General features: G+C 47.5%; 22 protein-coding genes and 4 pseudogenes. All 26 read left to right on the plus strand.

Annotated features, from left to right (window positions below; all coding sequences use genetic code 11):
- Positions 1 to 17 precede the first annotated feature (17 nt).
- The 26 genes and pseudogenes from sdhB (at position 18) to QZ176_RS05475 (ending at position 26,031) form a co-directional block, all read left to right on the plus strand.
- The gene (gene sdhB, locus QZ176_RS05350) at positions 18 to 992 is read left to right on the plus strand and encodes an 8-methylmenaquinol:fumarate reductase iron-sulfur subunit (RefSeq protein ID WP_295151734.1); all 975 of its coding nucleotides are present in this window, start codon (positions 18 to 20) and stop codon (positions 990 to 992) included.
- Positions 993 to 1,002: 10 nt separating this feature from the next.
- On the plus strand, positions 1,003 to 1,860 hold the full coding sequence (sdhE, locus tag QZ176_RS05355; RefSeq protein WP_295151735.1) for an 8-methylmenaquinol:fumarate reductase membrane anchor subunit: 858 nt from the start codon (positions 1,003 to 1,005) through the stop codon (positions 1,858 to 1,860).
- A 405-nt stretch (positions 1,861 to 2,265) separates the two neighbouring features.
- Positions 2,266 to 3,411, plus strand: a complete 1,146-nt coding sequence (locus QZ176_RS05360; RefSeq protein ID WP_295151737.1) for a hydrogenase small subunit — start codon at positions 2,266 to 2,268, stop codon at positions 3,409 to 3,411.
- Between the two features lie 2 nt (positions 3,412 to 3,413).
- On the plus strand, positions 3,414 to 5,135 hold the full coding sequence (locus QZ176_RS05365) for a nickel-dependent hydrogenase large subunit (RefSeq protein WP_295151739.1): 1,722 nt from the start codon (positions 3,414 to 3,416) through the stop codon (positions 5,133 to 5,135).
- A gap of 3 nt (positions 5,136 to 5,138) precedes the next feature.
- On the plus strand, positions 5,139 to 5,813 hold the full coding sequence (gene cybH, locus QZ176_RS05370) for a Ni/Fe-hydrogenase, b-type cytochrome subunit (protein WP_005870440.1): 675 nt from the start codon (positions 5,139 to 5,141) through the stop codon (positions 5,811 to 5,813).
- A pseudogene (locus QZ176_RS05375) lies at positions 5,810 to 5,905 on the plus strand (hydrogenase expression/formation protein); the annotation flags it as partial. The gene cybH and the pseudogene QZ176_RS05375, both read left to right, overlap by 4 nt.
- Positions 5,906 to 5,965: 60 nt before the next feature.
- Positions 5,966 to 6,688, plus strand: a complete 723-nt coding sequence (locus QZ176_RS05380) for a hydrogenase maturation protease (RefSeq protein WP_295151885.1) — start codon at positions 5,966 to 5,968, stop codon at positions 6,686 to 6,688.
- Positions 6,672 to 8,309, plus strand: a complete 1,638-nt coding sequence (locus QZ176_RS05385) for a hypothetical protein (protein ID WP_295151741.1) — start codon at positions 6,672 to 6,674, stop codon at positions 8,307 to 8,309. Before QZ176_RS05380 ends, QZ176_RS05385 begins: the two co-directional genes overlap by 17 nt.
- Positions 8,310 to 8,592: 283 nt before the next feature.
- Positions 8,593 to 9,999: pseudogene (locus tag QZ176_RS05390) on the plus strand (Sua5/YciO/YrdC/YwlC family protein); the annotation flags it as partial.
- A gap of 723 nt (positions 10,000 to 10,722) precedes the next feature.
- Positions 10,723 to 10,992, plus strand: a pseudogene (locus QZ176_RS05395) (Sua5/YciO/YrdC/YwlC family protein); the annotation flags it as partial.
- Positions 10,993 to 11,883: 891 nt separating this feature from the next.
- Positions 11,884 to 13,398 (plus strand): annotated as a pseudogene (locus QZ176_RS05400) (hypothetical protein); the annotation flags it as partial.
- Between the two features lie 590 nt (positions 13,399 to 13,988).
- The gene (gene nikR / locus QZ176_RS05405; RefSeq protein ID WP_295151743.1) at positions 13,989 to 14,420 is read left to right on the plus strand and encodes a nickel-responsive transcriptional regulator NikR; all 432 of its coding nucleotides are present in this window, start codon (positions 13,989 to 13,991) and stop codon (positions 14,418 to 14,420) included.
- 331 nt (positions 14,421 to 14,751) lie between these two features.
- Positions 14,752 to 14,883, plus strand: coding sequence for a hypothetical protein (locus QZ176_RS05410; RefSeq protein WP_295151745.1), 132 nt, complete (start codon positions 14,752 to 14,754; stop codon positions 14,881 to 14,883).
- Positions 14,884 to 15,162: 279 nt separating this feature from the next.
- Positions 15,163 to 15,984 (plus strand): hydrogenase nickel incorporation protein HypB, encoded by an 822-nt coding sequence (gene hypB, locus QZ176_RS05415; RefSeq protein WP_295151747.1) that lies wholly within the window; start codon positions 15,163 to 15,165, stop codon positions 15,982 to 15,984.
- Positions 15,984 to 16,265: a HypC/HybG/HupF family hydrogenase formation chaperone gene (locus tag QZ176_RS05420; RefSeq protein ID WP_005870452.1), complete on the plus strand. Its 282-nt coding sequence runs from the start codon at positions 15,984 to 15,986 to the stop codon at positions 16,263 to 16,265. The genes hypB and QZ176_RS05420 overlap by 1 nt, the downstream gene beginning before the upstream one ends.
- 35 nt (positions 16,266 to 16,300) lie before the next feature.
- Complete coding sequence (hypD, locus tag QZ176_RS05425; RefSeq protein ID WP_295151750.1) at positions 16,301 to 17,398, plus strand: hydrogenase formation protein HypD; 1,098 nt, start codon at positions 16,301 to 16,303, stop codon at positions 17,396 to 17,398.
- A gap of 194 nt (positions 17,399 to 17,592) precedes the next feature.
- Positions 17,593 to 18,777 carry a hydrogenase expression/formation protein HypE gene (gene hypE, locus QZ176_RS05430; protein ID WP_295151752.1) on the plus strand — a complete coding sequence of 395 codons (1,185 nt, stop codon included), beginning with the start codon at positions 17,593 to 17,595 and terminating at the stop codon, positions 18,775 to 18,777.
- A gap of 108 nt (positions 18,778 to 18,885) precedes the next feature.
- Positions 18,886 to 19,443: a hydrogenase maturation nickel metallochaperone HypA gene (locus QZ176_RS05435; protein WP_295151754.1), complete on the plus strand. Its 558-nt coding sequence runs from the start codon at positions 18,886 to 18,888 to the stop codon at positions 19,441 to 19,443.
- Positions 19,444 to 19,822: 379 nt separating this feature from the next.
- The gene (locus QZ176_RS05440) at positions 19,823 to 19,987 is read left to right on the plus strand and encodes a hypothetical protein (protein WP_295151756.1); all 165 of its coding nucleotides are present in this window, start codon (positions 19,823 to 19,825) and stop codon (positions 19,985 to 19,987) included.
- A gap of 383 nt (positions 19,988 to 20,370) precedes the next feature.
- Positions 20,371 to 20,880, plus strand: coding sequence for a hypothetical protein (locus QZ176_RS05445; RefSeq protein WP_295151758.1), 510 nt, complete (start codon positions 20,371 to 20,373; stop codon positions 20,878 to 20,880).
- A 65-nt stretch (positions 20,881 to 20,945) separates the two neighbouring features.
- Positions 20,946 to 21,140, plus strand: a complete 195-nt coding sequence (locus tag QZ176_RS05450) for a hypothetical protein (RefSeq protein WP_295151760.1) — start codon at positions 20,946 to 20,948, stop codon at positions 21,138 to 21,140.
- 244 nt (positions 21,141 to 21,384) lie between these two features.
- The gene (locus tag QZ176_RS05455; RefSeq protein ID WP_177388356.1) at positions 21,385 to 22,431 is read left to right on the plus strand and encodes an ABC transporter substrate-binding protein; all 1,047 of its coding nucleotides are present in this window, start codon (positions 21,385 to 21,387) and stop codon (positions 22,429 to 22,431) included.
- On the plus strand, positions 22,431 to 23,411 hold the full coding sequence (locus QZ176_RS05460) for an iron ABC transporter permease (RefSeq protein WP_002951064.1): 981 nt from the start codon (positions 22,431 to 22,433) through the stop codon (positions 23,409 to 23,411). Before QZ176_RS05455 ends, QZ176_RS05460 begins: the two co-directional genes overlap by 1 nt.
- Positions 23,395 to 24,159: an ABC transporter ATP-binding protein gene (locus QZ176_RS05465; RefSeq protein ID WP_295151762.1), complete on the plus strand. Its 765-nt coding sequence runs from the start codon at positions 23,395 to 23,397 to the stop codon at positions 24,157 to 24,159. The genes QZ176_RS05460 and QZ176_RS05465 overlap by 17 nt, the downstream gene beginning before the upstream one ends.
- Before the next feature lie 483 nt (positions 24,160 to 24,642).
- Positions 24,643 to 25,236, plus strand: coding sequence for a hypothetical protein (locus QZ176_RS05470; RefSeq protein ID WP_295151764.1), 594 nt, complete (start codon positions 24,643 to 24,645; stop codon positions 25,234 to 25,236).
- Positions 25,237 to 25,335: 99 nt separating this feature from the next.
- Positions 25,336 to 26,031 carry a hypothetical protein gene (locus QZ176_RS05475; protein WP_295151766.1) on the plus strand — a complete coding sequence of 232 codons (696 nt, stop codon included), beginning with the start codon at positions 25,336 to 25,338 and terminating at the stop codon, positions 26,029 to 26,031.
- Positions 26,032 to 26,092 lie beyond the last annotated feature (61 nt).

Consider the following 26,092-nt stretch of genomic DNA (forward strand, 5'->3'; position numbering starts at 1 on the left):
GACGGAAGGAAACCTCAATGAAATTTATCATAGACCGCTTCGACGGAAGCAAAAATTATAAGCAAGCCTACGAGTTAAGTTTGGAGCAGATCAAAGGAAAGACCCTGCTTGGAGTTTTGCAATTTATTAAGCAAAATTTAGACATCACTTTAAATTTTACCGCAGCGTGTCGTATGGCGATATGCGGAGCCTGTGCCGTGAGGGTAAACGGGCACTCATATCTCGCCTGCGATACCAAGATGGAGGCTTTGCTTGCGGAGTATGAGAACCCGGATAGTTTTACGATCTCGCCGCTAAATAATTTCCGAGTGATTTCGGATCTAGTGGTGGACTGGGAGCCTAGTATCGAGAATTTAAGAAAGATCAAACCGACCATTACGCCTAAGAAAGAATTTAGCGCCGATAAGGGCTGTAAGCAAAGCCCAGAGCAGATGGAGCGCGTCAAAAAGCAGTGGGATTGCATACTTTGCGGCTGCTGCGCTAGCGAATGCAATAAGCTTGGAGCCGATGCGAGTGATTATATGCAACCCTTTGTTTTCACGCATGCTAACCGCGCCGCGTTTGATTCAAGAAGCAAGGATGCTATGCCTCATCTAAAGCCTGCGGTGCTAAACGGATTATGGCTATGCGTGCACTGCCAAGAGTGCGCCGATCGCTGCCCTAAAGGCATAAGCGCTCAAAGTGACATCACCGCACTTCGCGCTCTAGCGATGAAAAAAGGACTTACCGCAGGAAGCGGTTCAGGTCATGCAGAGGCGTTCCTGCTAGATATCGTAGAGGGAAGCGGAAGGTTAAACGAGATCAAGCTAGCCTTAAGAAGCGAAGGGGTATTTGCCAATATGGGCAAGATGGACGTAGCGGCAAATTTAATGATGGCCGGCAAGATGAATCCTCTTCATGCTTTCGGCGAAGAGGAGATCGAGGGACATGCAGGGCTCGTTAAGATGATAGAGGCCGCACGCAAAGCTCAAGCTAGCGGCGAGATAGAATAAGGAGGAGAGGATGAATAACGAATTTGCATTTTTCCCGGGTTGCGTTTTAAGTCAAGCCGCAAAGGAATCTAAAATTTCACTTGAAGCGATCGCTCCGGTGCTGGGTATTAAACTTCACGAGATAAAAGGTTGGAGCTGCTGCGGGGCTAGTCAAGCTCAATGCGTTGATCCTATGGCAAGCCTAGTAGCCAATGCCAGAAACATCGCGCTAGCCGAGGGTATGAATATGCCTCTGCTAACTACCTGCTCCACTTGCATGCTAACTCTAACCAAGGCTAAACTTACTTTAGATAAGGGGGCAAAAAGCTATATCAATACCTTTTTAAAAGAGGGCGGTATGCAGTATCAGGGAAGTACCGAGATAACAAGCCTGCTTTGGGTTCTATATCAAAGCTTAGATACATTAAAAGCTAAAGTCACGAGGCCGCTAACAAATTTAAAAGTAGCGCTATTTTACGGCTGCCACTCATTAAGACCGGAGCGCGAGCTTAAAAAAGAAAGCTCGACCAATCCGAAAAGCTTTGAAGCGGTAGTTAGCGCACTTGGCGCTCAGATAGTGCCTTTTGAAAAACGCCTTGATTGCTGCGGCTTTCACGCTAGCTATCCTGCGGTAAAATCGGTATCTAAAATGTCAAGCGAGATCGTAAATGACGCTGCCGAGCATGGAGCCGACGTCGTAGTTACTCCTTGTCCGCTATGCCAGATGCAGCTAGATATCTATCAGGAGCGATACCAAGAAGCGATGAACTCCAAGGCAAGAAAGCCGATCATCCACCTATCTCAGCTTGTGGGCCTTGCTCTTGGGCTAAGCAACGAGCAGCTTGGACTAAATATCAATATCCAAGATGCAACGAGATTGGTAAGCTGATCTTTGGGAAATTTTCTAAAGATTTAACGGATGATTTTGCAAAAATACTTCGCTGCGGCGCACAAATAGTGCGCCTGCTAGTATCGCACAAAATCATCCAACCTACGCCTGCTTTATCCTAAAATATTTTTCGCTATTATAAAATTCTTGGATAAAATTTCACTGCTTCGTAAATTTAATGCTTCATAAAATTTAATGCTTCATAAAATTTAATGCTTTCTCCGCCGTCATTTAACGTTTCGCCCGCCGAGCAAATTTTAATCCGCCTTTTATTTTTAAATTTAAAACCCATTAGACAACGAATAAATATAAAATTTTAATTAAATCTAACGAAATTTAAGGTGCATGAATTTTAAATTTTGATAGAATGCCATTTAAAAATATCCTAAATTTCAGGAGGACATTATGGTTGATTTAGCTCAAATTTCGGCTAGACTTGATGCCGTTGAGCGTTTGCCGCAAATAAAAGCGGATGAGAGCATACAAGAAAGGCTCAAGAGCAAAGGTTTTTCGCGTCGCGATTTTATGAAATGGAGCGGAGCAATGACCGCGATGCTTGGGCTTCCGGCCGTATTTGCACCGAGCGTAGCGCGAGCTGCGGAGCTTGCGGATCGCCTGCCGGTGATCTGGCTTCATATGGCGGAGTGCACGGGCTGTAGCGAGAGCTTGCTACGCACAGAGACGCCTAGCATTGATAGCCTGATATTCGACTACATCAGCCTAGAATACCACGAGACGATAATGGCTGCCGCAGGCTGGCAAGCCGAGGAAAATTTAGAGGGCGCGATCGAAAAATACAAGGGGCGCTATATCTTAATGGTCGAGGGCGGAATCCCAAGCGGCGAGAATGAATTTTTCCTAACCGTGGGTCCCGAGGGCAAGAGCGGAGCTCAGCACTGCAAACACGCGGCCGAAGGCGCTGCGGCAATATTTGCGATCGGTACCTGTTCGAGCTTCGGCGGTATCCAAGCCGCAGCTCCGAATCCGACCGGCTCCGTAGGTTTGGACAAAATCATAAACAAACCCGTCATCAACGTCCCGGGCTGTCCGCCTAGCGAAAAAAATATTGTCGGCAACGTGCTAAATTTCATTCTTTTCGGCACGCTTCCAAGCCTTGACGTTTATAACAGGCCTAAATGGGCTTACGGGCTACGAATACATGATCTGTGCGAGCGCCGCGGACATTTCGACGCGGGCGAGTTTGTAGAAAGCTTCGGCGATGCGGGCGCGAAGGATGGATACTGCCTTTATAAAGTAGGCTGCAAGGGTCCTTACACGTTTAACAACTGCTCGCGCGAGCGTTTCAACTCCCACACTAGCTGGCCGGTACAGGCGGGTCACGGCTGTATAGGCTGCTCGGAGCCTGATTTTTGGGATCATATGGGACCTTTTGAGGAGCCTTTGGCGGATCGCCTTTACGAAAGCGTTTTCGGCGGGCTCGGCGCTGATGCTACCGCAGATAAGATAGGTGTCGGAATTTTAGCGATCACGGGTGTTGCGGTAGCGGCACACGCGGCGATTGCGTCATTTAAGAAAGATAAAGGGGAATAATCATGTCGCAAAGAATCGTAATAGATCCGATAACCAGAATAGAGGGACATTTAAGAATAGAGGTTGTAGTGGATGATGAAAACGTCGTACGCGAAGCCTATAGTAGCTCCACTTTATGGCGCGGGCTTGAGACCATAGTAAAAAATAGAGATCCGCGCGACGCGGGATTTTTTATGCAAAGAATTTGCGGCGTATGCACCTTTTCGCACTACAAAGCGGGTATCGTCGCAGTAGAAAACGCCCTCGGCATCACTCCGCCACTAAATGCCTTGCTGACGCGCACGCTGATGGCTAACGCGCTATTTTTGCACGATCATCCGGTGCATTTTTATCAACTTCACGGACTTGATTTCGTAGATGTAGTAAGCGCTCTTAGCGCCGATCCTAAAAAAGCAAGCGAGGAGGCGTTTAAATACTGTGATACCCCTTATGCGTGCGGTGCGGATAAACTAAAAGAGGTGCAAGATCGCGTGGGCGCTTTCGTTAAAAAAGGCGCTTTGGGGCCTTTTGCCAACGCCTACTTCGGTCATCCAACATATAAGCTTAGCCCGGAGCAAAATTTAATCGCTCTTTCGCACTATCTTGAGTGTTTGCGCATTCAGCGTACGGCAGCTCAGATGATGGCGATATTCGGTGCGAAGCAGCCTCATCCGCAAAGCCTCACCGTAGGCGGCGTCACCTGCGTGATGGATATCTTAAGTCCTGCGAGACTTGGCGAATATATGTCTAAATTTAAAGAGGTCGCGGACTTCGTAAATCGCGCCTACTATCCTGATCTCGTAATGGCTGCGAAGGCTTACGGTAACGAGCCTAGCGTGCTAAATGATATCGGTGTGGCAAATTTATGGACTCATCAAGAATTTCAGCTTTCAAAGAACGAATGGCTATTTCAAAGCGGCATGATTATGAACGGCGATATTAGCAAGGTTTTGGAGCTCGATGAGAACAAGATTACCGAGGAGGCAACGCATGCGTGGTATAAAAACGATGCGGCGCTCCATCCTTACGACGGCGAGCAGGAGCCGAATTATACGGGCCTTCAGGACGGACAGAGCATCGACGCGCACGGCAAAGAAGCGCATACGAAGGTGCTCGATACCAAGGGTAAATACACCTGGATCAAGGCTCCGCGATACGACGGCAAACCGCTTCAGGTAGGACCTCTTGCAAATATCGTAGTAAATTACGCTAAGAAAAACGAGCGCGTGGTAAAGGTCGTGGATCAATTCCTAAAAGACGCCGGCTTGCCGCTTGAAGCGGTATTTTCAACGCTTGGACGAACGGCGTGTCGTATGATCGAGGCTAAAGTCGTAGCCGACAACGGACTGATTGCGCTAGAAAATTTGATCGCAAACATTAAAAGCGGCGATACCGAAACCTGCGCAAAATATGTAATTGATAACTCCAAAGAATACAAAGGTCGCTATATCGGTCATGTACCGCGCGGTGCACTTAGCCACTGGTGCAGGATCGAAAAGGGCGTCATCAAAAACTGGCAGGCGGTCGTGCCGTCTACTTGGAACGCCACTCCTAAAGATAAAGACGGCGCTATGGGCGCTTACGAATCCTGCTTGATCGGACTTAAGCTTGCCGATCTTTCCAAGCCGCTAGAGATTATCCGCCGCATCCATTCATTCGATCCTTGCATAGCCTGCGCCGTGCACGTAATGGACGCTAAAGGGGCGGAGCTTGGCTGCTATAGGGTAGATCCCAGCAAAGGATAAACGATGAAAAAAAGATTTGCGGAATACGAGTTCTCAATCGGTCTTAGGCTCACGCACTGGCTGCGTGCGCTTTGCATTACGATTTTGGTGATCACCGGATATTACATCGCTTTTGTTTTTACCGCGCCCGAGGTGAGTCCCGAGCCGGTGCTTTTCATGCAGGCCAAATTTAGATTCGTGCATCTGATCTTCGGCTTTGCGATGATCGGCGCGGCGATCTTTAAAACTTATCTTTTCTTCTTCGATAAAAAGAGCAGAAAAGAGCTTTTGAGTATCAAGGATTTTTTTAGCCCGCGCGTCTGGATAGCTCAGATCAAATACTATATCTTTTTGGGCGAGCACCCGCATCTTCGCGGCGTTTACAACCCGCTACAGTTCATCTCCTATCTGGGCTTTTATCTAGTGCTATTCGTAATCTGCCTAACGGGTATGATCTTATATGTGCACGTCTATCACGAGGGGCTCGGCGGCGCACTATACGGTCTCTTACGCCCGCTGGAAGCGGCGATGGGCGGTCTAAGCGAAGTGCGAATGATACATCATCTTTGTATGAATATCATCATAATCTTCGTGCCTATCCACGTCTATATGGCGGTCTTTAACGCCGTCAAGGGCAGGGACGGCGCGATGGATGCGATCGTAAGCGGCTATAAATTTAAAAAGGAAGAGCACGCTTGAGGGTGCTGGTACTGGGTATCGGCAACGTCATCTACGCGGACGAGGGCATAGGCGTGCACTTCGTCCGCGCGCTCGCGCAGAACTATAAATTTTATCCTAAAGCCGCCGCGCGAAATTCTATGGCGGGCGAGAATTTAACGGCGCAGAATTTTATGCAAAATTCCGCCCAAGTATCTGCGATACAAAATTCTACCTCGCAAAATTCCATAGAGCGCGACCCCTTGCAAAATTTTGCGGATGAGAATTCTATCTTTAAGCAAAATTTCACGACAGCAAATTTAGACCGAAATTCTACTTCAGAAAATTCCGCAAAGCAGAATTCCGCTTCAAATTCTACTTCGCAAAATTCCGTAATAAATTCCGCAGCGCAAAGCTCTATTAATGCGAATCTTATTGCCGAAAATTCCGCCGCGACGAGCGATAGTGTGGATCAGATTAGCTTTATCGACGGCGGGACGCTGGCTAGCTTTTTGATGCCTACGATGGCGGAATTTGATGAAATTTTGCTAGTAGATTGCATAGACGCGGACGGCGCAAAGGGCGGCGAGGTGTATTTTTTCGACTACGACGCGATGCCTAAGCAGATCAGTTGGAGCGGCTCGGCGCACGAGGTCGAAATGCTTCAAACCCTGCAGATGATGGACCTTTGCGGCGATCTGCCTCACGTTAAAATTCTAGCGGTCGTGCCGCAGCGCATCGAGGAAGCAAGCTTTAAGCTAAGTTCTGTGATATTACAGTCCTCAAAAATCATGGAAAAAACGGCGCTTAAGTACCTATCGGATCTTGGCTTCGCGCATGAAAAAATCGCCGATCTCAGCGCCCAAGACATCGCGGATCGATTTGCAAAAAAGGGGCGAGATGATAGTAGCATATGAGTTTAACTACCTTAATGAAAACGCGCTGATAGCGCACTTCTTGCTGTTTTATGCTCGCAAAAGCGCACTTGAGTTTTGCCTAAAAAAAGAGGCGAGCTTAATAAGCCTTTTCATGCGCGGCGGCGAGGATGAAATTTTAAAATTTAGCGACGAAGCGATGCCGCTGATTCCAAACTCCATATTTTTGGCAAAATCCTCCGTGCGCGTGGTGGACGAGGGCGGCGCCGAAGCAAAAACGCTGAAATTTAACGGCACGTTTGAAGGTGCCTCCTCGGGCGATTTAAGCAAATTTTTAGAGAATGAAATTTCAAACGCCCATAGCGCGGCTAAATTTAATAATTTCACTCCGCGAGTGATGAAGGAATACCTCGCTCGCACCGAGCCGTCTCAAAATGAATTCGGAATAATAAGCAGCGCCGACGTGCTTCATGAGGGAAAATTTAAAGCGGTATGCAGGGATAATTTCGCCGGCTTACTGGAGTTTTGCCGCATAAACTTATTTCATGCTCAGCAGGTGCAGATTAAGCGCGGCGGCGCAACTTTCACGCTCAAGGCAGACGTGGATTTTAGCGCCGATTTTCTGATAGCTGCAGGAGTGGGGGCGCTGGATGGGATTTTTGTGAGCGATGAAAAGAGCAAAATCGCGCTCGCAGCCTTCGAAAAGCCGCTCATAAGCCTAAAAACCAATGCGATCTTTAGAAAAAACCACGAGGACACGCCTAAATTTTTTGACGTAAAGCTTGCGGGCGACATATTCATGTTTGCGCTGGGGCGCGCTTTGGCAAGCGACGGGATCTATTTTTTAAGCGCAAAATGTGAAAATGCTGCGCAAAAAGATAAAATTTTTAAAGTCGCGCCGCTGCAAAACGGCTTTTTGATCGTGCAAAACGAGGACTTTTTAAGCGGCAGCGCAAGCTCTTATCTGAAAAACGCAAACGACAAAAACTCCGCTCTTTTTGCGCTTACGTGCCGCGAAAAAGGGATTTTCAACGACTCCAAAAAACGCGTTTTGCGCTGCTTTTTGGGCGTGGGCACGGACGATGAGATCGCAATTTATGGCGAAAGCTCTAAGAAAATTCTACTTAAATTTAATCTGCCGCGCAGCTTTGACGAACTTAAGGCTCAAATTTGCGCGGACGAAACGGGCGCGAAGCTGCTTGAAAATTTCAGCGCCAAATTTAACGTAAACGCCACGAAAATCGATGAAATTTTAAAAAGCGCAAACGCGGGATTTCACAGCATCTTTAACGTCGCCGCACAGCTTATCTGGGGGCACGATGCGGCGTTTTTGATAGCGGCTGCGGAGGATTTTGCGGGCGGCAAAGGGGTGCGACTCGATTTTTGCACCGATGAGCGCGGCTGCGTGCAAGCGGATAAAATTTTGCGCTCGGCGATGAGCTATGCGCTCGCAGGCGCCAATGAAAAGCTGTTTGCGTTCGGATTTTTCGATAGTTTGGGCTATTTTTTAAGCGATCTGGCGGATGAGCGCAAAGAGGACTTTGACGTTTTGATCTTCGGCGGAGCGATGTTTAGCGGGCGCAAATTTGCGGATTTGATGCTTAAGCTTTGCAAAAATTTTGATGCGAGCTTTAGCGACAGCTTAGCGCTTCAAGCTCGCTAGATCGGGCATATATGCGAATTTTCGACAAAACTCCTAAGTCTTATCCGCAAAACAGCGAGTTGCGCGGACATTGCGGTATTGACGGCCGCGCCGTGCGGGCCAAATTTTGTGCGATAATTCGCGCGAAATTTCAAAAAAGCGGTAAAGAGCGCGGAAGCAAAGGATCAAATTTTATTAAATTTAGAGCATATTTTGCAGCGTCCGGAACGCTTTGTCCGCCCGCCGCGAGCGCATTTTACTCGCAAAACAGCTACTGTGGCGCGCAATTTATGAAAGCATGTGTATGAAAGCGGCTAAATTTGAGGTTTTCGGAGCAGTTCAGGGGGTAGGATTTCGCCCGTTCGTCTACAAGCTCGCCGTGGATTTGGGGCTGAAAGGCGAGGTTTATAACGATGGCGAGGGCGTTAAAGTCATCGTTTGCGCAGACCTTTCCGAGCCGCAAAAAGGCTCGATTGATAAAAATTTCGCCCCTTTAAATTTCGATCAACCCAATTTTAACGAAAATCAAGCGCAGAAAGTATCGTTATCGGCTGCTCGGTCTTTAAATTCTACCGAGTCGGATTCTAACAAGGCCACGAACTCATCACTAAATTTTGTAAGTTCAAATTTAAACGAGAGCTCCTTTTCGCCGCAGAGCGCGCCGAATTCGCCAAATGATTTGACCGGCTCGTCGCGCGATTTATTGAATGATTTAGCAAGCCTGCCTGATTTAGATTTGACGAGCTTGCCGCATGATTTGACGAGCGATTTGCAAGCTGCAGCGAGCGAGAAATTTTTACCAAACTTATTCGAGACCGATCTAAACGAGCAGGGCTCCATTTTGCCCGCTTCGTCGGATCAAAATTTCGTCGTGCAAAATTCGTCGCAGCAGCGCGGTATGTCGCAGAATGAATCGCTGTGCGACTTGCAAGATGCGAAAGGGGACTTGCAGGGCCTTAAACGCAATCCGCAAAACGTCGAGCAAGATCTGCACGAAGAAGAAATTTTAAAAATTTTCGAAGAGCGCCTTCGTAGCGAAGCGCCGCCGCTTTGCCGTATCGATAAAATTATCCGCACCGATCTAAATACGCAAGATTTTACGCAGAATTTTACTAATTTTAAGATCGCGCAATCCAAGGAGGGGCGTAAATTTAATCCAATTTTGCCCGATTTTGCGATCTGCGATCAGTGCAAAAAAGAGTTTTACGACCCCCAAAATCCGCGCTTTCACTACCCATTTATCAACTGCACGGATTGCGGCCCGCGCCTTAGCATCATCGCCGCGCTGCCGTATGACCGCGCAAATACCACGATGAGGGCGTTTGAGATGTGCGAGTTCTGCCGCGGCGAATACACGGACCCGCTTACGCGCCGCTATCACGCCGAGCCGATCTCCTGCCCGCACTGCGGTCCACAGCTGTTTTTATGCGGCGCGGGCGGCGAAATTTTATCAAGCGGCGAGGAGGCGATAGTGCGCACGGCGGAGCTTTTGCGGCGCGGACAGATCGGCGCGATCAAGGGGATGGGCGGCTTTCACATCGTCTGCGATGCGACGAACGAGCGTGCAGTACGCATGCTGCGAACGCTCAAAAAGCGCCCGAGTAAGCCCTTTGCGATCATGTGTCGCGATGCAGCGCAGGCATGGCGCGCAGCGAGCCTAAGCGCAGAGGAGGAGGCGCTGATAGATTGCAATGTCAAGCCGATCGTGATTTTAAAAAAGCGTGAGTTTGTTTGGCGCACGCTGGCGGGTTTTGCAGCGGATTTCGGCACGCAAAATTTAAAGGCGCAAAGCAAAAATCCTATATCGCCGAGATTTGCGAGTGAGCAAGAAAAATCGGTGCAAGATCAAGACTCTGAGCTACGAAATTTATGCAATTTTGCAGCGCAAAAATTTAGCACGCAAGGCGCTGAAAATTGCGCAAAGCAGGGGAGGTTGCAGAGCGCGCAAATTCTTAGCAAGACGGCGCGCCGTAATTTCACCTGCGATACGCTAGCAGCAGACGACTCGCAGTGTGCGGCAAACGAGCTAGAGCGCACATACGATGGATCTGATTTGCGGCCTGCGGCGAGCGAGCCCGTTTCGCGAAACTCTGCGAATACTTCGAGTTTGCAATATGCCGCGGATAGGACGAACTCGCGACGTGGGGCGTGTGAGCAGGACTTGCAAAATGCTGCAGATAAGGCGGCTTTGCAATGCGTGGCGAATGGGCCTGATTCTCGGCTTGCGACAGACGAGTCTATTTCACAAAATTTGGCAAATATTCAGGACTTGCGACATGCTGAGGATGGGGCAGACTTGCAGCGTGTTGTATGCGAGCCGAGTCCGCAACAGACGATAAATTCGCAAGGTTCATGCTCTGCGCAGGCGTGTGTGGCGGAGGCGCACGGCGCATGTTCCGCTAACAGGGGAAATTTTGTGCATTTACCTGCGAGCTTTTCGGCGATTTTTAAGGCGGGTGCGATTTTTATCGCTCCAAGCGTGGCGCCGAACCTTAATAAAATCGGCATTTTCCTAGCCAACACCGGCGTGCATCTGCTGCTTTTTGAATACTTTGATCGCCCGATCGTCGCCACAAGCGCCAATATTAGCGGCGAGCCCATTATTTTTAGCAGCGAGGAGTTGCGCGCGAAGCTGGGCGGCGTCATCTCGTTTTATCTGGATAACAACCGCGAAATTTTAACGCCGAGTGACGATAGTATCGCGTTTTTGCAGGAATTTAAAAAAGAAGCTGCAAGCGCGAATGTAAACGATCGCACGCACGATATATACACGCTTGAGACCCGGGCTCACAGCGAGAATATGGCGCAAAATTTTGAAGCACCGCATGTTATGTCGCTTCCCTCGATCGATACGAAGTCCGATTTGAACGTGATTATAAAGCGGCAGCCGAATGAAAATACGTCAAACTCGAAAAGCGATGATCTGAAACGGGCAAATTCCAAGCAAGGCTCGAAGCGTGATCCGAGTGAAGGTCTGCAAAGCTCGCAAGTAGCCGTTTGCGAGCTAAAAAATTCGCAGAATTTATCAAAAAAAGCAAAAAACGAGCAAGAAAGCGCCGCGCTAGGTAGCATCTGTGATGCGGCGACAGCCGATGAAAGCGCCGATGCGGCGATAGATAGTTGTGACGCACTCTCGGATGACGGGCACAACGTCGTGGCATCAAACGATGAACGCGACGGTGCATCTTTAAATTTTAAAAACGGCGTGGCATTGATTGATATGAAGCGCCGCAGCCCCGAGAACGCGAAAAATTTTAAAAAAGCAAAAGGCGAGCAGGGCGCGGCAACATTGAGCGATAAATTTGGCGCCGCACTTTCAAATTTAAAAAGCGACGTAGCGGCGTCAAGCGAAGTCATGCATAATATCGCAGTCCCGGATAGCGAGCACTTTGCGACTTCAAATAGCAAGCTAGGCGCGACCCCAGGCAGCCAGGACACAACATTAAATTTTAAAAACGGCGTCGCAGCGTTAAATTTCAAAAGCGCGAACGATCAAGCGAGCGGAATTTTAAATCGCGCTTTGTTTTTGCGAACATCTCGCGGAATGAATCCAAAAATTTTCCCTAGCAAATTCCAGCTCAAAGGCACTTTTCTGGCGCTCGGAGCGGAGCTTAAAAATGAGTTTGCGATCTACAAAGACGGGCAAATTTTCATCTCGCCCTACATCGGCGATCTTAAAAACGTCGCCACGAATGAGCGATTTTTCGCGCTTTTGGATATGTTCGTGCGCGCCTACGAACTGAAGTTCGACGCCGTCATCGCGGATCTGCACCCGCAGTTTTCGCACACGCGATTTTTCGAGCGGCGCGGATACCCCGTGATCCGCTACCAGCACCATTTCGCGCATCTGGTGTCGAATCTAGCGCAAAATGAGCTGCTTTTTAGCGGCAAAAAATACCTCGGCTTCTGCTTCGACGGCACCGGCTACGGCACGGACGGCACGATTTGGGGAGGCGAGGTGATGGTGTTTGACTCGCACGGCTACCGTCGCGTCGCAAAATTTGACGAGATCGCGCTTATCGGCGGCGAGAGCGCGATCAAAAACATCTACAAGCTTGCGCTTGCTCTCGTGTTTAAATTTAATGCAAAGGACGCCGCGCGCGAGTTTTTGGCAAAATTTAGCGCGAGCGAAGTCGCAAATTTAGAAAAAATCGCGCCGCGTTCCGTCCGCTCAAGCTCGCTAGGGCGGCTGTTCGACGCGTTTGCGGCGGTGATCTGCGGCCTGCGAACCGTAAGCTTCGACGGCGAAGCGGGCATGCGACTTGAGAACCTCTATATTCAGGGCTGCGAACAGAGTTACAGGTTCGCGCTAAAAAGGGCAAATGGGGTAGAGGTTTTGAGCGATAAAAGCCATGTCGGCGGCGTAGCAAGCCCGAGCGAGAAATTTGTCGCCACAAAAAATCCTATCCGCAGCGCAGAGCGTAATGACAGCAACGGCGTCTGCGCAGGAAATTCTACCGACGGCGCGGTGGGCGTAGCAGAAAATTTTAGCGATTCTATAGATTGCAATAGTTGTCCGGCAAATTTTGCCAGCGGAGAAAGATTTACAGCCGCGAATGTTTGCAGTGCGGCGGGCAAGACCGAAAATTCTGCATCAAATTCCGAGGCCTACGATGCCGAGCAAAAGTTTGCCTATGCGCCGAATTCGACAAGCGCTCGTAGTTTAAATTCCGCGGGCGAGATAAATTATGATTTATCAATAAGTACGGCAAATTCTGCAGCGAATTCTATATCAAATACCGCAGTAAATTCTGCGCCAAATTTTACGGCAAATTCTTCAAGTCGTGAGGCGCCGCGGGGCTTTGAGGGCGAATGCTATGTGATCGATTACGAAGCGGCGTTTTTGCAGGCTTTGCGCGATGAGCCGCGCTTGGCTGCGACGAAATTTATAAACGCCATCGCAAATTTCATCACCGATTTCGCCGAGGGCGCGGGGCTCGAGGTCGCGCTAAGCGGCGGGGTCTTTCAAAACGCGACGCTTCTAAATCTTACGTGCAAAAAGCTACGCGCGCGGGGCATCAAATTTCATCTAAATCGCGCCGTTCCTTGCAACGACAGCGGCATCGCATACGGGCAGCTCGCGGCGTATCTAAGCGAAATTTCGCGCTAAGCTCGTCCACAAAAAACGCAATTATAGCCGTTAAGCTCGCTCTTTGTAAAATTTACTAGTTTCATCTCGCCGCTAAATTTAATGAACTCTGCGCCCTGCCTGCGCTTTGCGCAAATTCTAACGCTACGGCGATAAAATCCACCGCGGCTAGCTTTCTAAAATCGCAAAATCAGCGAACAAATTTACGCCTTGCCGTCTTCATATGTCGTAGCCAAAACGTTAAAATTTTAAAATTTAACGGCGCGCCCACGCTGTCGCTATAGCATTACGACGCGCTGCTATGGCAATCGATGCAAAATTCTACCGCGGCGCGTAGCTAGATACTGCGCAAATCCCAAGCCAAGACGCTATTTAGCGCCTGATTCTTAAAATTTGAGCGCATAGCAATAGAATTTTAATAACGTAGCACCGGTAAAATTTCATCGCGCTAGCACTAAAATATAACGCGAAATCGCGAGCAAAATTTCAAAATAAGCGCGGTGCCTTGGAGCTTTAAATTTTAAAGAATAAGCCAAATTAGCGCAAAATTCTTACTATTTGAGCGGAATTTCGGTAAAATTACATTCAAAATACGCGAAATGAGGGGAGCTATGAAAAAAGAGGAAAAAGAGAGCGCCGTAAGATTTAGCATTTCGCTGCCGACGAAGCTTTTTGAGGATCTCGATGAGATGGTGCACGCTAAGCAATACCTAAGCCGCAGCGAGTTTATCCGCGATCTCATACGCGAAAAGATGGTCGAGGGCGTGCTTCACGGAGATGGCGAGGATGACTGCGTGGGCGTACTTTGCATCGCTTACGATCATCACCAAAGCGATCTGATCGAGCAGCTCGTAGAGATCGAGCACCACGCAAACGTCACCATCGTCAGCACCAGCCACTTCCACATCGACGAGCGCCACTGTTTCGAGGAGATCACGATGCGGGATAAAATTTCAAAGATCGAGCGACTCAGCGCCAAAATCGGCGCGCTAAAAGGGGTGAAATTTTCCAAGCTCGTAAAGGCGGTCATCACCGAAGCGTAGGGCTTTTGCACGTTTTTAAAAACAGCGCGTCGCGCTAAATTTATGCGCTTTTAAATTTAAACGCAGCTGCGGCGCGACTTTTGCGAGTTGTGCGGCGCGATTCTCGATCGAGTGGAGAATTCGGGCGGGGTCGGCTGCGCAAGGTGTGCAAATAAAATTTGTCTGAATTTACGCGGCGAGTGTGAAATTTTGAAATTTTAATCAAAAAGCATTCTTGCCGCGGGTTTAAATTTACACACAGGCACGAAACCGACGCAGCAGCTCGCGACTAAATTTTATAGGCGCCGCTTTCGTGTCGCATTTGTAAAGCCCGAGCTAGCGTAAAATCGATATGAAAACAGCTGCCGCGATGATGTTTGGCATGCCGGAGAGCACGCGCGAGATTGTAGAGTGCCGGGATAAAATCCACTCGCAAGCCCTAAATTTCGCGCTTCTATTTACGGCGATCTCTGATTTATTTTGAGCCGTTGCGAGCTGCGAGGTCTAAATTTGCAGAGCGCGGCTCTGCAATCTGTGAGCAGGCGATTAAATTTAAAGCAGCGCTTTACTCGCTAGCTTTAAAATTTTACGTCGAGCCTTCGCAAACAACGCATAGAATTTAGATAAAACCGAAGCGCATAAATTTCCAAGCCCGTTAAATTTCATAAAATTTCGCGTCTTGATATAAAATTTATCAAATTTACGCCATTTAAAGCAAAAACGTGGTATTTTACGCGCAAAATTTATTATCCAAGGAGAAAAAATGTGTAAAGATTGCGGCTGTTCCATAGGTCATACTCATGACGCTCATTCGCACGAGCATGTCCACACTCACGCGGACGGCACCGTCCACTCCCACGCCCATATGCATGAGGCCGGGGTCGATCACGCGCACGACGCGCACGATCACATCCACGCAAATGCCGCTATTAATGACGCCAAGACGATCGAAGTGATGAGTAAAATTTTAAGCGCCAACGACGAGGAGGCCGCTCACAACAGAGCCCATTTTGACGAGGATAAAATTTTATGTTTAAATTTGATGAGTAGCCCCGGTAGCGGCAAGACGACGCTACTTGAGGCCACTATCAAAAGCGGCAAATTTAAAATCGGCGTCATCGAGGGCGATCTAGAGACCAACCGCGACGCCGATCGCATTATAAAAGCGGGCGCGCAGGCGCATCAGATCAGCACCGGCGAAACCTGCCATCTGGACGCCTTTATGGTTCACGAGGGGCTTCATCATATCGATACGAAAGGCTTGGATCTGGTTTTCATAGAAAACGTCGGAAACCTCGTCTGCCCTGCGGCATTTGACGTGGGCGCGCACCTGAATGTGGTGCTTCTAAGTGTGCCCGAGGGCAGCGATAAAATCGCAAAATATCCCGTGATATTTCGCCGCGCAGACTGCGTAGTAATCACCAAAACCGCGCTGCTACCGCATTTTGACTTTGATATGGAGGAGGTAGTGCGTGAAGTGCACAAACTCAATCCGAAAGCCGACGTCATCGCGCTTGATAGTAAAAGCGGCGAGGGCGTGGAGAAATGGCTGAAATTCCTACAATACAAGAAGGAATTTCGTTAATGTGCCTTTCAATCCCTTCAAAAATAATCTCAATCGACGAAAATAATTTCGCGACCGTGGAGACTCTGGGCGTGCGCCGCGGCGTGAGCTTGGATCTACTTCCCGAGCCAGCGGCGGTCGGGGAGTACGTGCTGATCCACGTTGGCTTTGCGATGGAGAAGATCGATACGCAGCGAGCGAAGGAGAGTATCGAAATTTACGAGCAGATCGCAAAGCAGATGAGGGCGGAAGAGGGCTCCGTGTATGAAAGCATAGAGCCGCGGGCCGGCGCAGAGAATTAAAGCGACTTGCAAACCCGTAAAATTTAAGGTAAATAATGGATCTAATCAAGGATTTTAGGGATAAGGAGCTGATTTTAGCGCTTAGCAAGCTTATAATTTCTAAAAGCAAAAAGCCTCTAAACATCATGGAGATTTGCGGCGGACACACGCACTCGATCATGAAATTCGGCCTTCCAAGCCTGGTCGGCGAAAATATAAAATTTATCCACGGCCCCGGCTGTCCGGTGTGCGTGATGCCGCGCAGTCGCATCGACGAGGCGATCAAGCTCGCCGCGATGCCGCAGAGTATTTTTTGCACTCTAGCAGACATGCTGCGCGTACCCGGCTCTCGCACCAGCTTGCAGAAGCTGCGCGGTGAGGGGCACGACATCAGAGCGCTTTATAGCCCGCTTGATTGTATAAAGATCGCGCAGGAAAATCCGCAAAAAACGGTGATATTCTTTGCGATCGGCTTTGAGACGACGACGCCGATGAGCGCCGTGCTGATCGATAAAGCACTAAGTTTGGGACTAAAAAATCTCTTTTTTCACATCAACCACGTCACGGTGCCGGCGCCCGTGCGAGCGATCTTAGACGACGCAGATGTGCAGATCGATGCGTTTTTAGGACCTAGCCACGTAAGCGTGATCACCGGCGCGAAGGTCTACGAGAGCATCGCGCGGGATTACAAAAAACCGATCGCCGTAAGCGGATTTGAGCCGCTTGACATAATGGCGGGCGTGCTAAATTTGGTGGAGCAGCAAAACGCCGGCACTTACGAGGTTTTCAACGAATACGAGCGCGTCGTAAAAGATAGCGGCAACCAAAAAGCACAAAATTTAATAGATAAATATTTTGAAATTTGCGATTTTTCGTGGCGAGGGCTCGGCGAAATTCCAAAAAGCGGCATGAAGTTGCGCCCGCAGTACGTGGCGCTGGATGCCAGGGCGCAGTTCGATTGCAGCGTACAGAGCGCTCCCGAGAGTAAGGCCTGTATCTGCGGCGAAATTCTGCGCGGCAAAAAAAGCCCGTATGATTGCAAGGTTTTTGGCAAGTACTGCACGCCGCAAAACCCGATAGGATCGTGCATGGTCTCAAGCGAAGGGGCGTGCGCGGCGTACTATAAATACGGCGACGTCAAAAACGCGGGCTAAATGCGCGCGATATCCGGCTAGCAGAGCGCAAATTTTAAAATAAGTCATGCTTTAAATTTTAACCGAAGCGAAAACGTCGAGCTAAAATTTAATTTGAAATTTTGCGCGGCGCCGTAGCGGCACGGCTTGTTCGGCTGCGGAATACGGGCTTTAAATTTTAAAACCGAATTTAAAACCAAATAAAAAGGAAAAATTTGAACGAAACTATACTTTTAAGCCACGGCGGCGGCGGCGAGGAGATGAATAGGCTCATCAACGAGACGATCTTTGCGGCGTTTGATAATGAAATTTTGCGCGCCAACAACGACAGCGCGATACTAAATTTAGACGCCGGGGCGGATTTTGACCGCGCGGCGAGCTCTGCTCTGAATTCGGCGGCTAGTTTCGGCGGCGAGCTAGCTTTCAGCACCGATAGTTTCGTCGTCACGCCACTGTTTTTTAACGGCGGCGACATCGGCAAGATCGCCGTTTGCGGTACCGTCAACGACCTTGCGATGGTCGGCGCGAAGCCGCTGTTTTTAAGCTGCGCGCTCATCATTGAGGAGGGGCTTAGCCTAAGCGAGCTGCGACGCATCCTGGACTCGATGGCGAGCACTGCGCGAAGCTGCGGCGTTCGTATCGTTTGCGGCGACACGAAGGTCGTGCCGCGCGGCAAATGCGATAAAATTTTTATCAACACTAGCGGTATCGGCCGTGTTTTGCGACCTGCGCGCGTGCAAAACATCAAAGCGGGCGCAAAAATCCTGCTTAGCGGCGACATCGGGCGGCACGGGGCAGTGATACTCGCGGCGCGCGACGAGATCGCGCTAAGCAGCGAGCTGCAAAGCGATTGCAAACCGCTTTGCGCTGCGGTCGAAAAGCTGATCTTGCAAGGCGTGAAGATCCAAGCGATGCGAGATGCGACGCGCGGCGGACTTAGCGCGGTTTTAAACGAATTCGCAAGCTCCAGCGGGCTTGAATTTTTGGTGCACGAAGAGGATATCAAAATCAGCGACGAAGTAGTGGGCGTGTGCGAACTACTGGGCTTTGAGCCGTACGAGCTTGCAAACGAAGGTACTTTCGTAGCGATCGTAGAAGATAGCGCCGAGGCAGATAGGGCGCTTGATATACTGCGTAAGTTTGACGCAAATGCCGCAATCATCGGCGAGGTACGCGAAAAATGGTACGACAGAGACCAATTTAAGGGTACTTTGACGCCTAAACTTGGCGCGCGGGACGAATTTGCTGGTGCGAGCGACACGGACGCGGCGTCAGAAAATAGGGCGGGGCAATTTCAAAATCCGCATGCGGCAAAAGGGCGAGTGATTTTGCAAAACGCCTACGGATCACAGCGATTTTTAGAGCTTCCAAAAGGCGAGCTGCTGCCGCGGATTTGTTAAATTTGCGTGCAAATTCGGCAAATTTAAGCCTAAATTTCAGACGTATTTTTAAATTTACAACAAAATTTCGTATAAAATACGGCGCGGCCGTAAAATTTAGAGGGAAAAATGCATGAACTATCGATCGTAGCGGATCTTGTGGCGCTATGTGAAAAGGCGCTAAACGCCGAAAAAGCGAAGAAAAAAGGTGCGGCCGAGCAGGGCGATAAAAATCGTTGCGACATCTCCGATACCGCCAATGAAAATACGAATTCCGCGAATACTCACATGGACACCGAGAATACCGAAAATACGAACATTGCGGATACTAACTCGAACGACGAAAACGACGATTTTTATAAAAATTTAGATGCGAATCCACAGGCGTCTTACGATATATTTGGTTCGAAAAGTCCGCAAATAAGGGAACTGCACGTAAAAATAGGGCGACTAAGCGGCGTGGAAGCGCATTATTTGCAAAACTGCTATGAAGTCTTTCGCGCAGGCACCGTCTGCGAAAATGCGGATCTCATCATCTATACCCAAGAAATCGTCGTAAAATGCAAAAACTGCGGTTTTAGCGGAGATTTGACGCAGAACGATTTTTCTTGTCCGCGCTGCAAAAGCTCCGAAATCAGCGTAATCGACGGCGAGGATATGTATCTAATGCGCCTGGTTATTGAATAAAAGAGAGCGTCTTTTAGGGGCAATAACTCCCTATACTTTTAAATTTAAACTCCTTGTCATAAACAAAATTTCATTTCCGCTCAATTATGTAAAAATTCTTCTAATAAAAACCATTAATAAAACAACAAATGCGTTAAAAATACATGAAATTATTCATATAATTATACGTTAATTTCGTATTGAATTTTTACTTGAAAATTATAGTTTTCAATATAAAATTCCTAGAATTATGGTGCTTTTGCTCCAAAAAATTGAAAAATGATGAACTACTGATATATATTTTTATATTAATGATTTCTATGTAGTAAACGATTTATAAAAAGGCAAGCCGCTTGCAAATGCCGCGGTTGAAGGTGCGCCGGATGGATTTCTGGAAGATATGAGCGCATTTTATGGTATGACCGACGATAAGGGCGAAATCGAGGTAATGGCACTAAAGCCGGGTCCTTGGATACTAAAAGCAAGAAATAAACTCGCATTTTCGGATCCAAAGAAATGCGACGAAGAGACGATCATCGCGTCCTTTGCTTTTGAGGTAAAATAGTTTAATTTTAACTCTAAATTTTACTCCGGCTTTTAAATTTAAAAGCCGGATTACGCTATTGCGCGGACTTTCGCTAACTTTGTAGTTGCCGCGCGTAGGCTGCGCTTTTAACTCGTCGCGATTTGAGCATTGTGCTACGACAAGCCTTCCTGGCAAAATTTCAATTTTAGCTTGAATGCTCACTTTTTCATAAATGAACACTTATTTTAAAATTCAGCTTCTAGCGCCTATTCACCTGAAACAATCCTCGTTCAAAACCAAAAGATTAAATTTAATTCAAATTTTGCTCTATTTAAATTCCACTCGCGCCCTAAAATTTATCTAAATTTCAAGCCCCGCAAGTATAATCCGCCATAAAATTTTAAAAATCCAAAGGCAAAAAAATGAAGCGTGATACTTTAAGCGCCATAAAATTTCGCGGCATAACCTCTAGCGTTTTGGCAATCTGCACTTATCTGATCATTTGGGCTTGTTGTGAGTTTTGGCATGACGTTGAAATAAGCAAATTTTTAGGCGTTGCCGCCGTAATTGTTGCCATGATTTTCACCTCGATGATTTTTAAACTCTCGGCAACCAAAATTATCTCTGATATCTCCGATAGTAAGGTCTTTAGGACGTATTTAATTACCTTTATTGCTCGAGTGCTTTGGACTATCATGGTTATCGCATTTTTATTGTATGCTATAAATATCGCGAGCTCGGAAACTCTCAATTACTTCTTTCATAGCCACAGAGAATCTTTTGTAGATACATTCTATTCTGTTATTAGAACAACTCAAAATATAGGGTTTAGTTATCAAAACGAAGCGACGCTGATTGCCATATGGAGCAACATCTTTCTTGTTGTAATTCCAGCACTTAAAACTATTAATTACATAGTGTTGATACTATAGTGTATTATAAACTAGGCAAAGCTGCTATAAATAAGATTTTTTACTTCTGTGGAGGATTATATTTTATGTATTGGATACTTCTAAATATTATGAATGTATTCGTTAATCTTCCGAAAATGAGCAATGTAACAGCGGTATGTATCATACTTATAGCGATTTTTTTATCTGAAATTTTAGAACTTATCGCTTGGATTAGGATTAAAGGAATTTCTGGCGCAGAGCTTTGGAATAAAACCTTATGGACGACGCCTGCAAAATAAATCAAAAAACCAATTGGTTTCGCTTGGCACCTGGCAGTATCCGATTAGCCTAGAGGAGACGGGTAAAAATTTTTACTAGCAAAATTCTGCGTAAAATCACAAAATTCCGCCCTACGAAAGCATCTGAAATCCCCCACGACAAAATGAAATAATTTATATAAAAATTTATCTGGATTTTATGCCGATCGGCTATAATTCCACTATTCTAACCCCGCATATTTTGCGGAATTTTCAAGGAGAAAAAATGCTTAAACTTCACTCAATCCTTCTTGGTGCAGCGCTTTGCGCTAGCCTGGCTTTTGCAGATCGCACGATTACCGATCAGCTCGGTCGCAAGGTCACAATCCCGGATCAAGTAAATCGTATCGTCGTGCTACACCACGAAGCGCTCAATGTCTTAAACGAAATCAACGCCCAAGATAAGGTCGTAGGCATCCTAAAAAGCTGGGAGCAGCGCCTAGGCAAAGAGTATAATCGTTTGGCACCGAGTTTTAAAAACCTACCTAATCCAGGCGATATCAAAGATGTCAATTACGAAGCTCTGCTTAGTCTAAAGCCCGATGCGGTCGTAGTGGTCAACTACTTCCCTAAAGAATATATCGCTAAAATGGAGGAGTTGAAAATCCCAGTCGTAGGTATTTCATTTTTCAGCTCTGCACAAGAGGAAAAAGCTAAGCTAAATCCGACCTTTAAAGATGAGCGCGATAGCTTCGCTGCTTACGATGAGGGCTTTTACGAGGGGGTTAAAATTCTAGGCGAACTAAGCAATCACGAAAAGGATGCCGCTGAACTAATAGATTTCGTTAAAAAATCGCAAGCTGATTTAAATGCCAAATTTAGTAATTTTATCGTAGATAAAAGACCTAGAGTTTATATGGCAAATCCTGATCTTACGACCTACGGTAGCGGCAAATATACTGGCGTAATGTTAGCAAGAGCAGGTGCGACGAACGTTGCCGCTGCAGATATAAAGGGCTACAAACAGGTTTCGCCGGAGCAAATTTTAGCATGGAATCCGCAGATTATCTTAGTGCAAAACCGCTATCCTCAAGTACCTGCCGAACTTAAGGCAAACCCTGCGCTAAAAGGTCTTAGCGCCGTGAAAGAGGATAGAATTTATCTAATGCCCGAATTCGTTAAAGCATGGGGTCATCCGACTGCCGAAGCAATGGCGCTTGGTGAGGAATGGCTTGCGATGAAACTTTATCCGCAAAATTTTAAGGACGCAAACTTTGATAAAAAAGTAGAGGAATTCTACGAGAAATTTTACCGCGTCAAATATCAAAAATAATGCTGAACGTAATCCTGCTTCTTTTTTGGGTAGTGCTGGCGCTAATCTCGCTCGCTAGCGGGCAGTTTCATATTCCGCTAGAAGAAATTTTTAAAATTCTCTTTAGCGGAGGCGGCGATGAAGCCGCCAAAAGTGTGATGCTGGATGTTAGAATTCCGCGCATTCTACTCTCCAGCCTTTGCGGTGGAGCGCTTGCTATCGCGGGTTTGAGCTTGCAGGCGGTATTTAAAAACCCGCTCGTTGGCCCGCACATCGTAGGCGTTAGCACCGCAGCGGCATTCGGCGGCGCGCTTTGTATCTTGCTAGGATTGAGCGGCTTATGGCTTGCGGGTTTTGCATTTTGCTTCGGGCTTGCGGCACTATTTTTGCTCTATCTTTTGGCAAAATTCGTAGCACGCGCTGATATTTTCTCACTCATTTTAGCAGGTATAGTCATTAACGGCGTATTTGCTGCACTTACGAGCTTAGTGCAGTATCTAGCAGACGATGAGGAAGTGTTGCCTAATATCGTATTTTGGCTACTAGGAAGCTTCGTAAGCGCAGGATACGATAAGGTAATTTTGATGTGCGCGATCGCCCTGCCCGCTTCTGCAGTCTTAATCGCGCTGAGATGGCGGTTTAATCTACTCAGCCTAAATGATGATGATTTGCGCGTGCTAGGCGTGGATGTTAAGTTTCTGCGCTGCACGATCCTAGCGCTTTGCACTGCTCTGATCGCCGTACAAGTTAGCGTCAGCGGAAATATCGGCTGGGTAGGTCTTGTAGTGCCGCACGCCACCAGGCTCATCGCGGGCAGCGACCACGTGAAGCTAATGCCTGCCTGCTTCATCGCAGGAGCGATCTTTATGCTGGCAATCGACGATCTATCTCGCTCGCTAAGTAGCGCCGAAATTCCTTTAGGAATTCTATCCGCTCTCATCGGAAGCCCGATCTTTGCCCTACTTCTAAAAAGGAGCGCCAAAAATGCAAAATCTAATTGAGGTAAAAAACGCTGGCTTTTACTACGAGGCGGAAAAATTCTGCTTTCGCAACTTAAGCTTCGAGCTTGCCAGCTCTCAAACATTAGCGATTTTGGGCTTAAACGGGCAAGGCAAAAGCACGCTAATGTCGTGTATGATGGGGATTTTGCAGCCTAAAGAAGGCGAGATCGTGCGCAAGGCAAAATTTGCTTTCTTGCCTCAAAGCTTTAACGTCGCGTTTGATTACAGCGTGCTTGACATCGTACTGATGGGGCGAGTACGTGATATCTCGCTCTTTTCAAAACCGGGCAAAAAGGATATTCAAATCTGCCTTGACGCTCTGGATACGCTAGGCGTCGCCCATCTGCAAAAGCGCAGCTTTAACGCCCTTAGCGGCGGGCAGAGGCAGCTCGTACTCTTTGCTAGAGCCCTAGCTAGCGGCAGCGACGTGCTGTTTTTGGACGAGCCTGCCAGCGCGCTTGATATCAAAAACCAGGACCGCGTGCTAAGCCTCATTGCAAATCTACGCTCAAATAGCGATGCGAGCATAGTTTTTACCACCCACCAGCCTAACCACGCCCTCGCAGTCGCCGATCGCACACTGATCTTGCGAAATGATCTTAGCTACAACTACGGCGCAAGCAACGAAATTTTAACCGAAGCCGCGCTTAGCTCGCTCTACGGCGTACAGATCAAAACGGCGGAATTTGACATAGAAGGCGAGCAGGTCCCTAGCATCACGCAAATTTTCAGCGCGCAGGTAAGGTAGCGGCGCGACAAAGTAACTCATCAATCGGCGCGAAATTTTAGATCGCGAGATTTTATCTTGAGCGAAATTTAAATCGCGAAATTTTGTCTTGAAATGCCGTCTTGGAATTCCGATCAAAATTTTATATCGAGGTTTTGCCTTAGAATTCCGGTCTAAATTCCATAGTGAAATTTTACCGCGAAATTCCGATCAGAAATCTCATAGCGGAATTTTCTGCGACTTGCCGGTTTTCTAAGCGTGCAACGAAAGCATGCCGCGCTTGAAATTTGAAATTCCGCCGCGAAATTCTACCCCGCAAATCCATAATCAAAATTCCGTTTTAAATCCCGCGGCGAAATTTTATTCTCGCTCTGGTAGAATTCCTGAAATTCCGCAGTCCGCAAGCTTGTCCCGACGAAATTTTGAAATTTTAAATTTAGCTATTTAATTCCTGCTTTACATCAATTTATGTATACTTTGGGATAAATTTTAAAAAGGCTTATTATGCAAGATCTCGTATCTCAGGCAAGAAAAGAGGGGATGATCAGCACCGGCATTGATCTGTTTTTAGCGGCGGTGCCTGCGACTTTAGTTGCGCTAGATATTGCTAAGGGCGATATGCTAGGACTTAGCACCAACAAGACGGCTACCTATATCATTGGCGGAATTATTTTTGCTCTTTTGTGTGTTTCGGTATTTTTCAGGCTAAGAGCTCTCCGCAAAATTTCAATGCTTAGCGGCATAAAAGCGGCGGCACTTTACCGCAACTGCATAATTGTCTGCATCTGTGTCATTACCATAACAAGCATCTTTTTATCGATTCCTTTATCGATCTCACACAAGCATTTGGCAATGATATTGTGCATTTTGATAGCGTTTGCAGGCGCAATCTACATGATCGTAGCGTGGTTTTGCATAAATTTTGCTCTAGCGCGCGTAAGCGGCGTGGGGATCTTTGAGACATATGTGTGGTTCTGTGTCATCCTTTTTTCGTTAAATGCACTATACCATTTGATATTCCCCATAACCCTCATAATAACCGGCATCGTGCATCTGCTAGCCTGGAGCAAGATAGAAAACATAAGCGTAAAAGTTTAGAATTTCGCAAATATCTTGTCGCGATAGAATTCCGATTTAATCCGTGTTTTATGTTTGTTTATATATACTTCGGGTCAAATTTTTAAAAAGGGTTTATATATGCAATTCATTGTATCTCAGGCAAGAAAAGAAGGGATGATCAGCACCGGCATCGATCTGTTTTTGGCAGCGCTACCCGCGGTTTTTATCGTAGTAGGCTATGTCTCTTTCAGCGAGCCATGGCGCCTTGACGACGAGATGATAAATTATATAGCTAGCGGAATTTTGATCGCTTTTATTTGCGTTTCGGCATTTTTCAGACTGCAGGCACTCCGAAAAATTTCAGCGCTTAGCGGCATAAAAGCGGCGACGCTTTATCGCAACTGCATAATAATCTGCGTCTGCTTTTTTGCGCTAGCGCTCGTGCTCAATTACCTTTATCCAAGGGAGCCTGACGCAGACGGCGGGCAGAGTGATAATCCATTTGCGGCGATATTTGGACTAGCGCTTTTCGCAGGCGTTATTTACATAATCGTCGCATGGTTTCGCATAAATTTCTCTTTGGCGCGCGTAAGCGGCGTAAGTACCTTTCGGACTTATGTGTGGCTCTGCGTGGGACTTTTCGTGTTAAATATACTATGTAACGCAGCGATTATTGCTATAGCCATTTCCGAGCCACGGACCGAGCAGGTTTCAGCTTTGGCTATTGCCGTCGTAATGCTTAAAATGCTCCTGCCGTTTGCCGCCCTCATAATAACCGGCATCGTGCACCTGCTAGCTTGGAGCAAGATAGAAAAGATAAGCGCGGAGGTTTAAATTTTAAATTTCATAAACCTCTTGTCACGATAAAATTTCGCTCTTTTCGGTTTGATTAGCG

Origin of the sequence: uncultured Campylobacter sp. (genome assembly GCF_905373215.1) — a bacterium.
Lineage (GTDB): Bacteria > Campylobacterota > Campylobacteria > Campylobacterales > Campylobacteraceae > Campylobacter_B.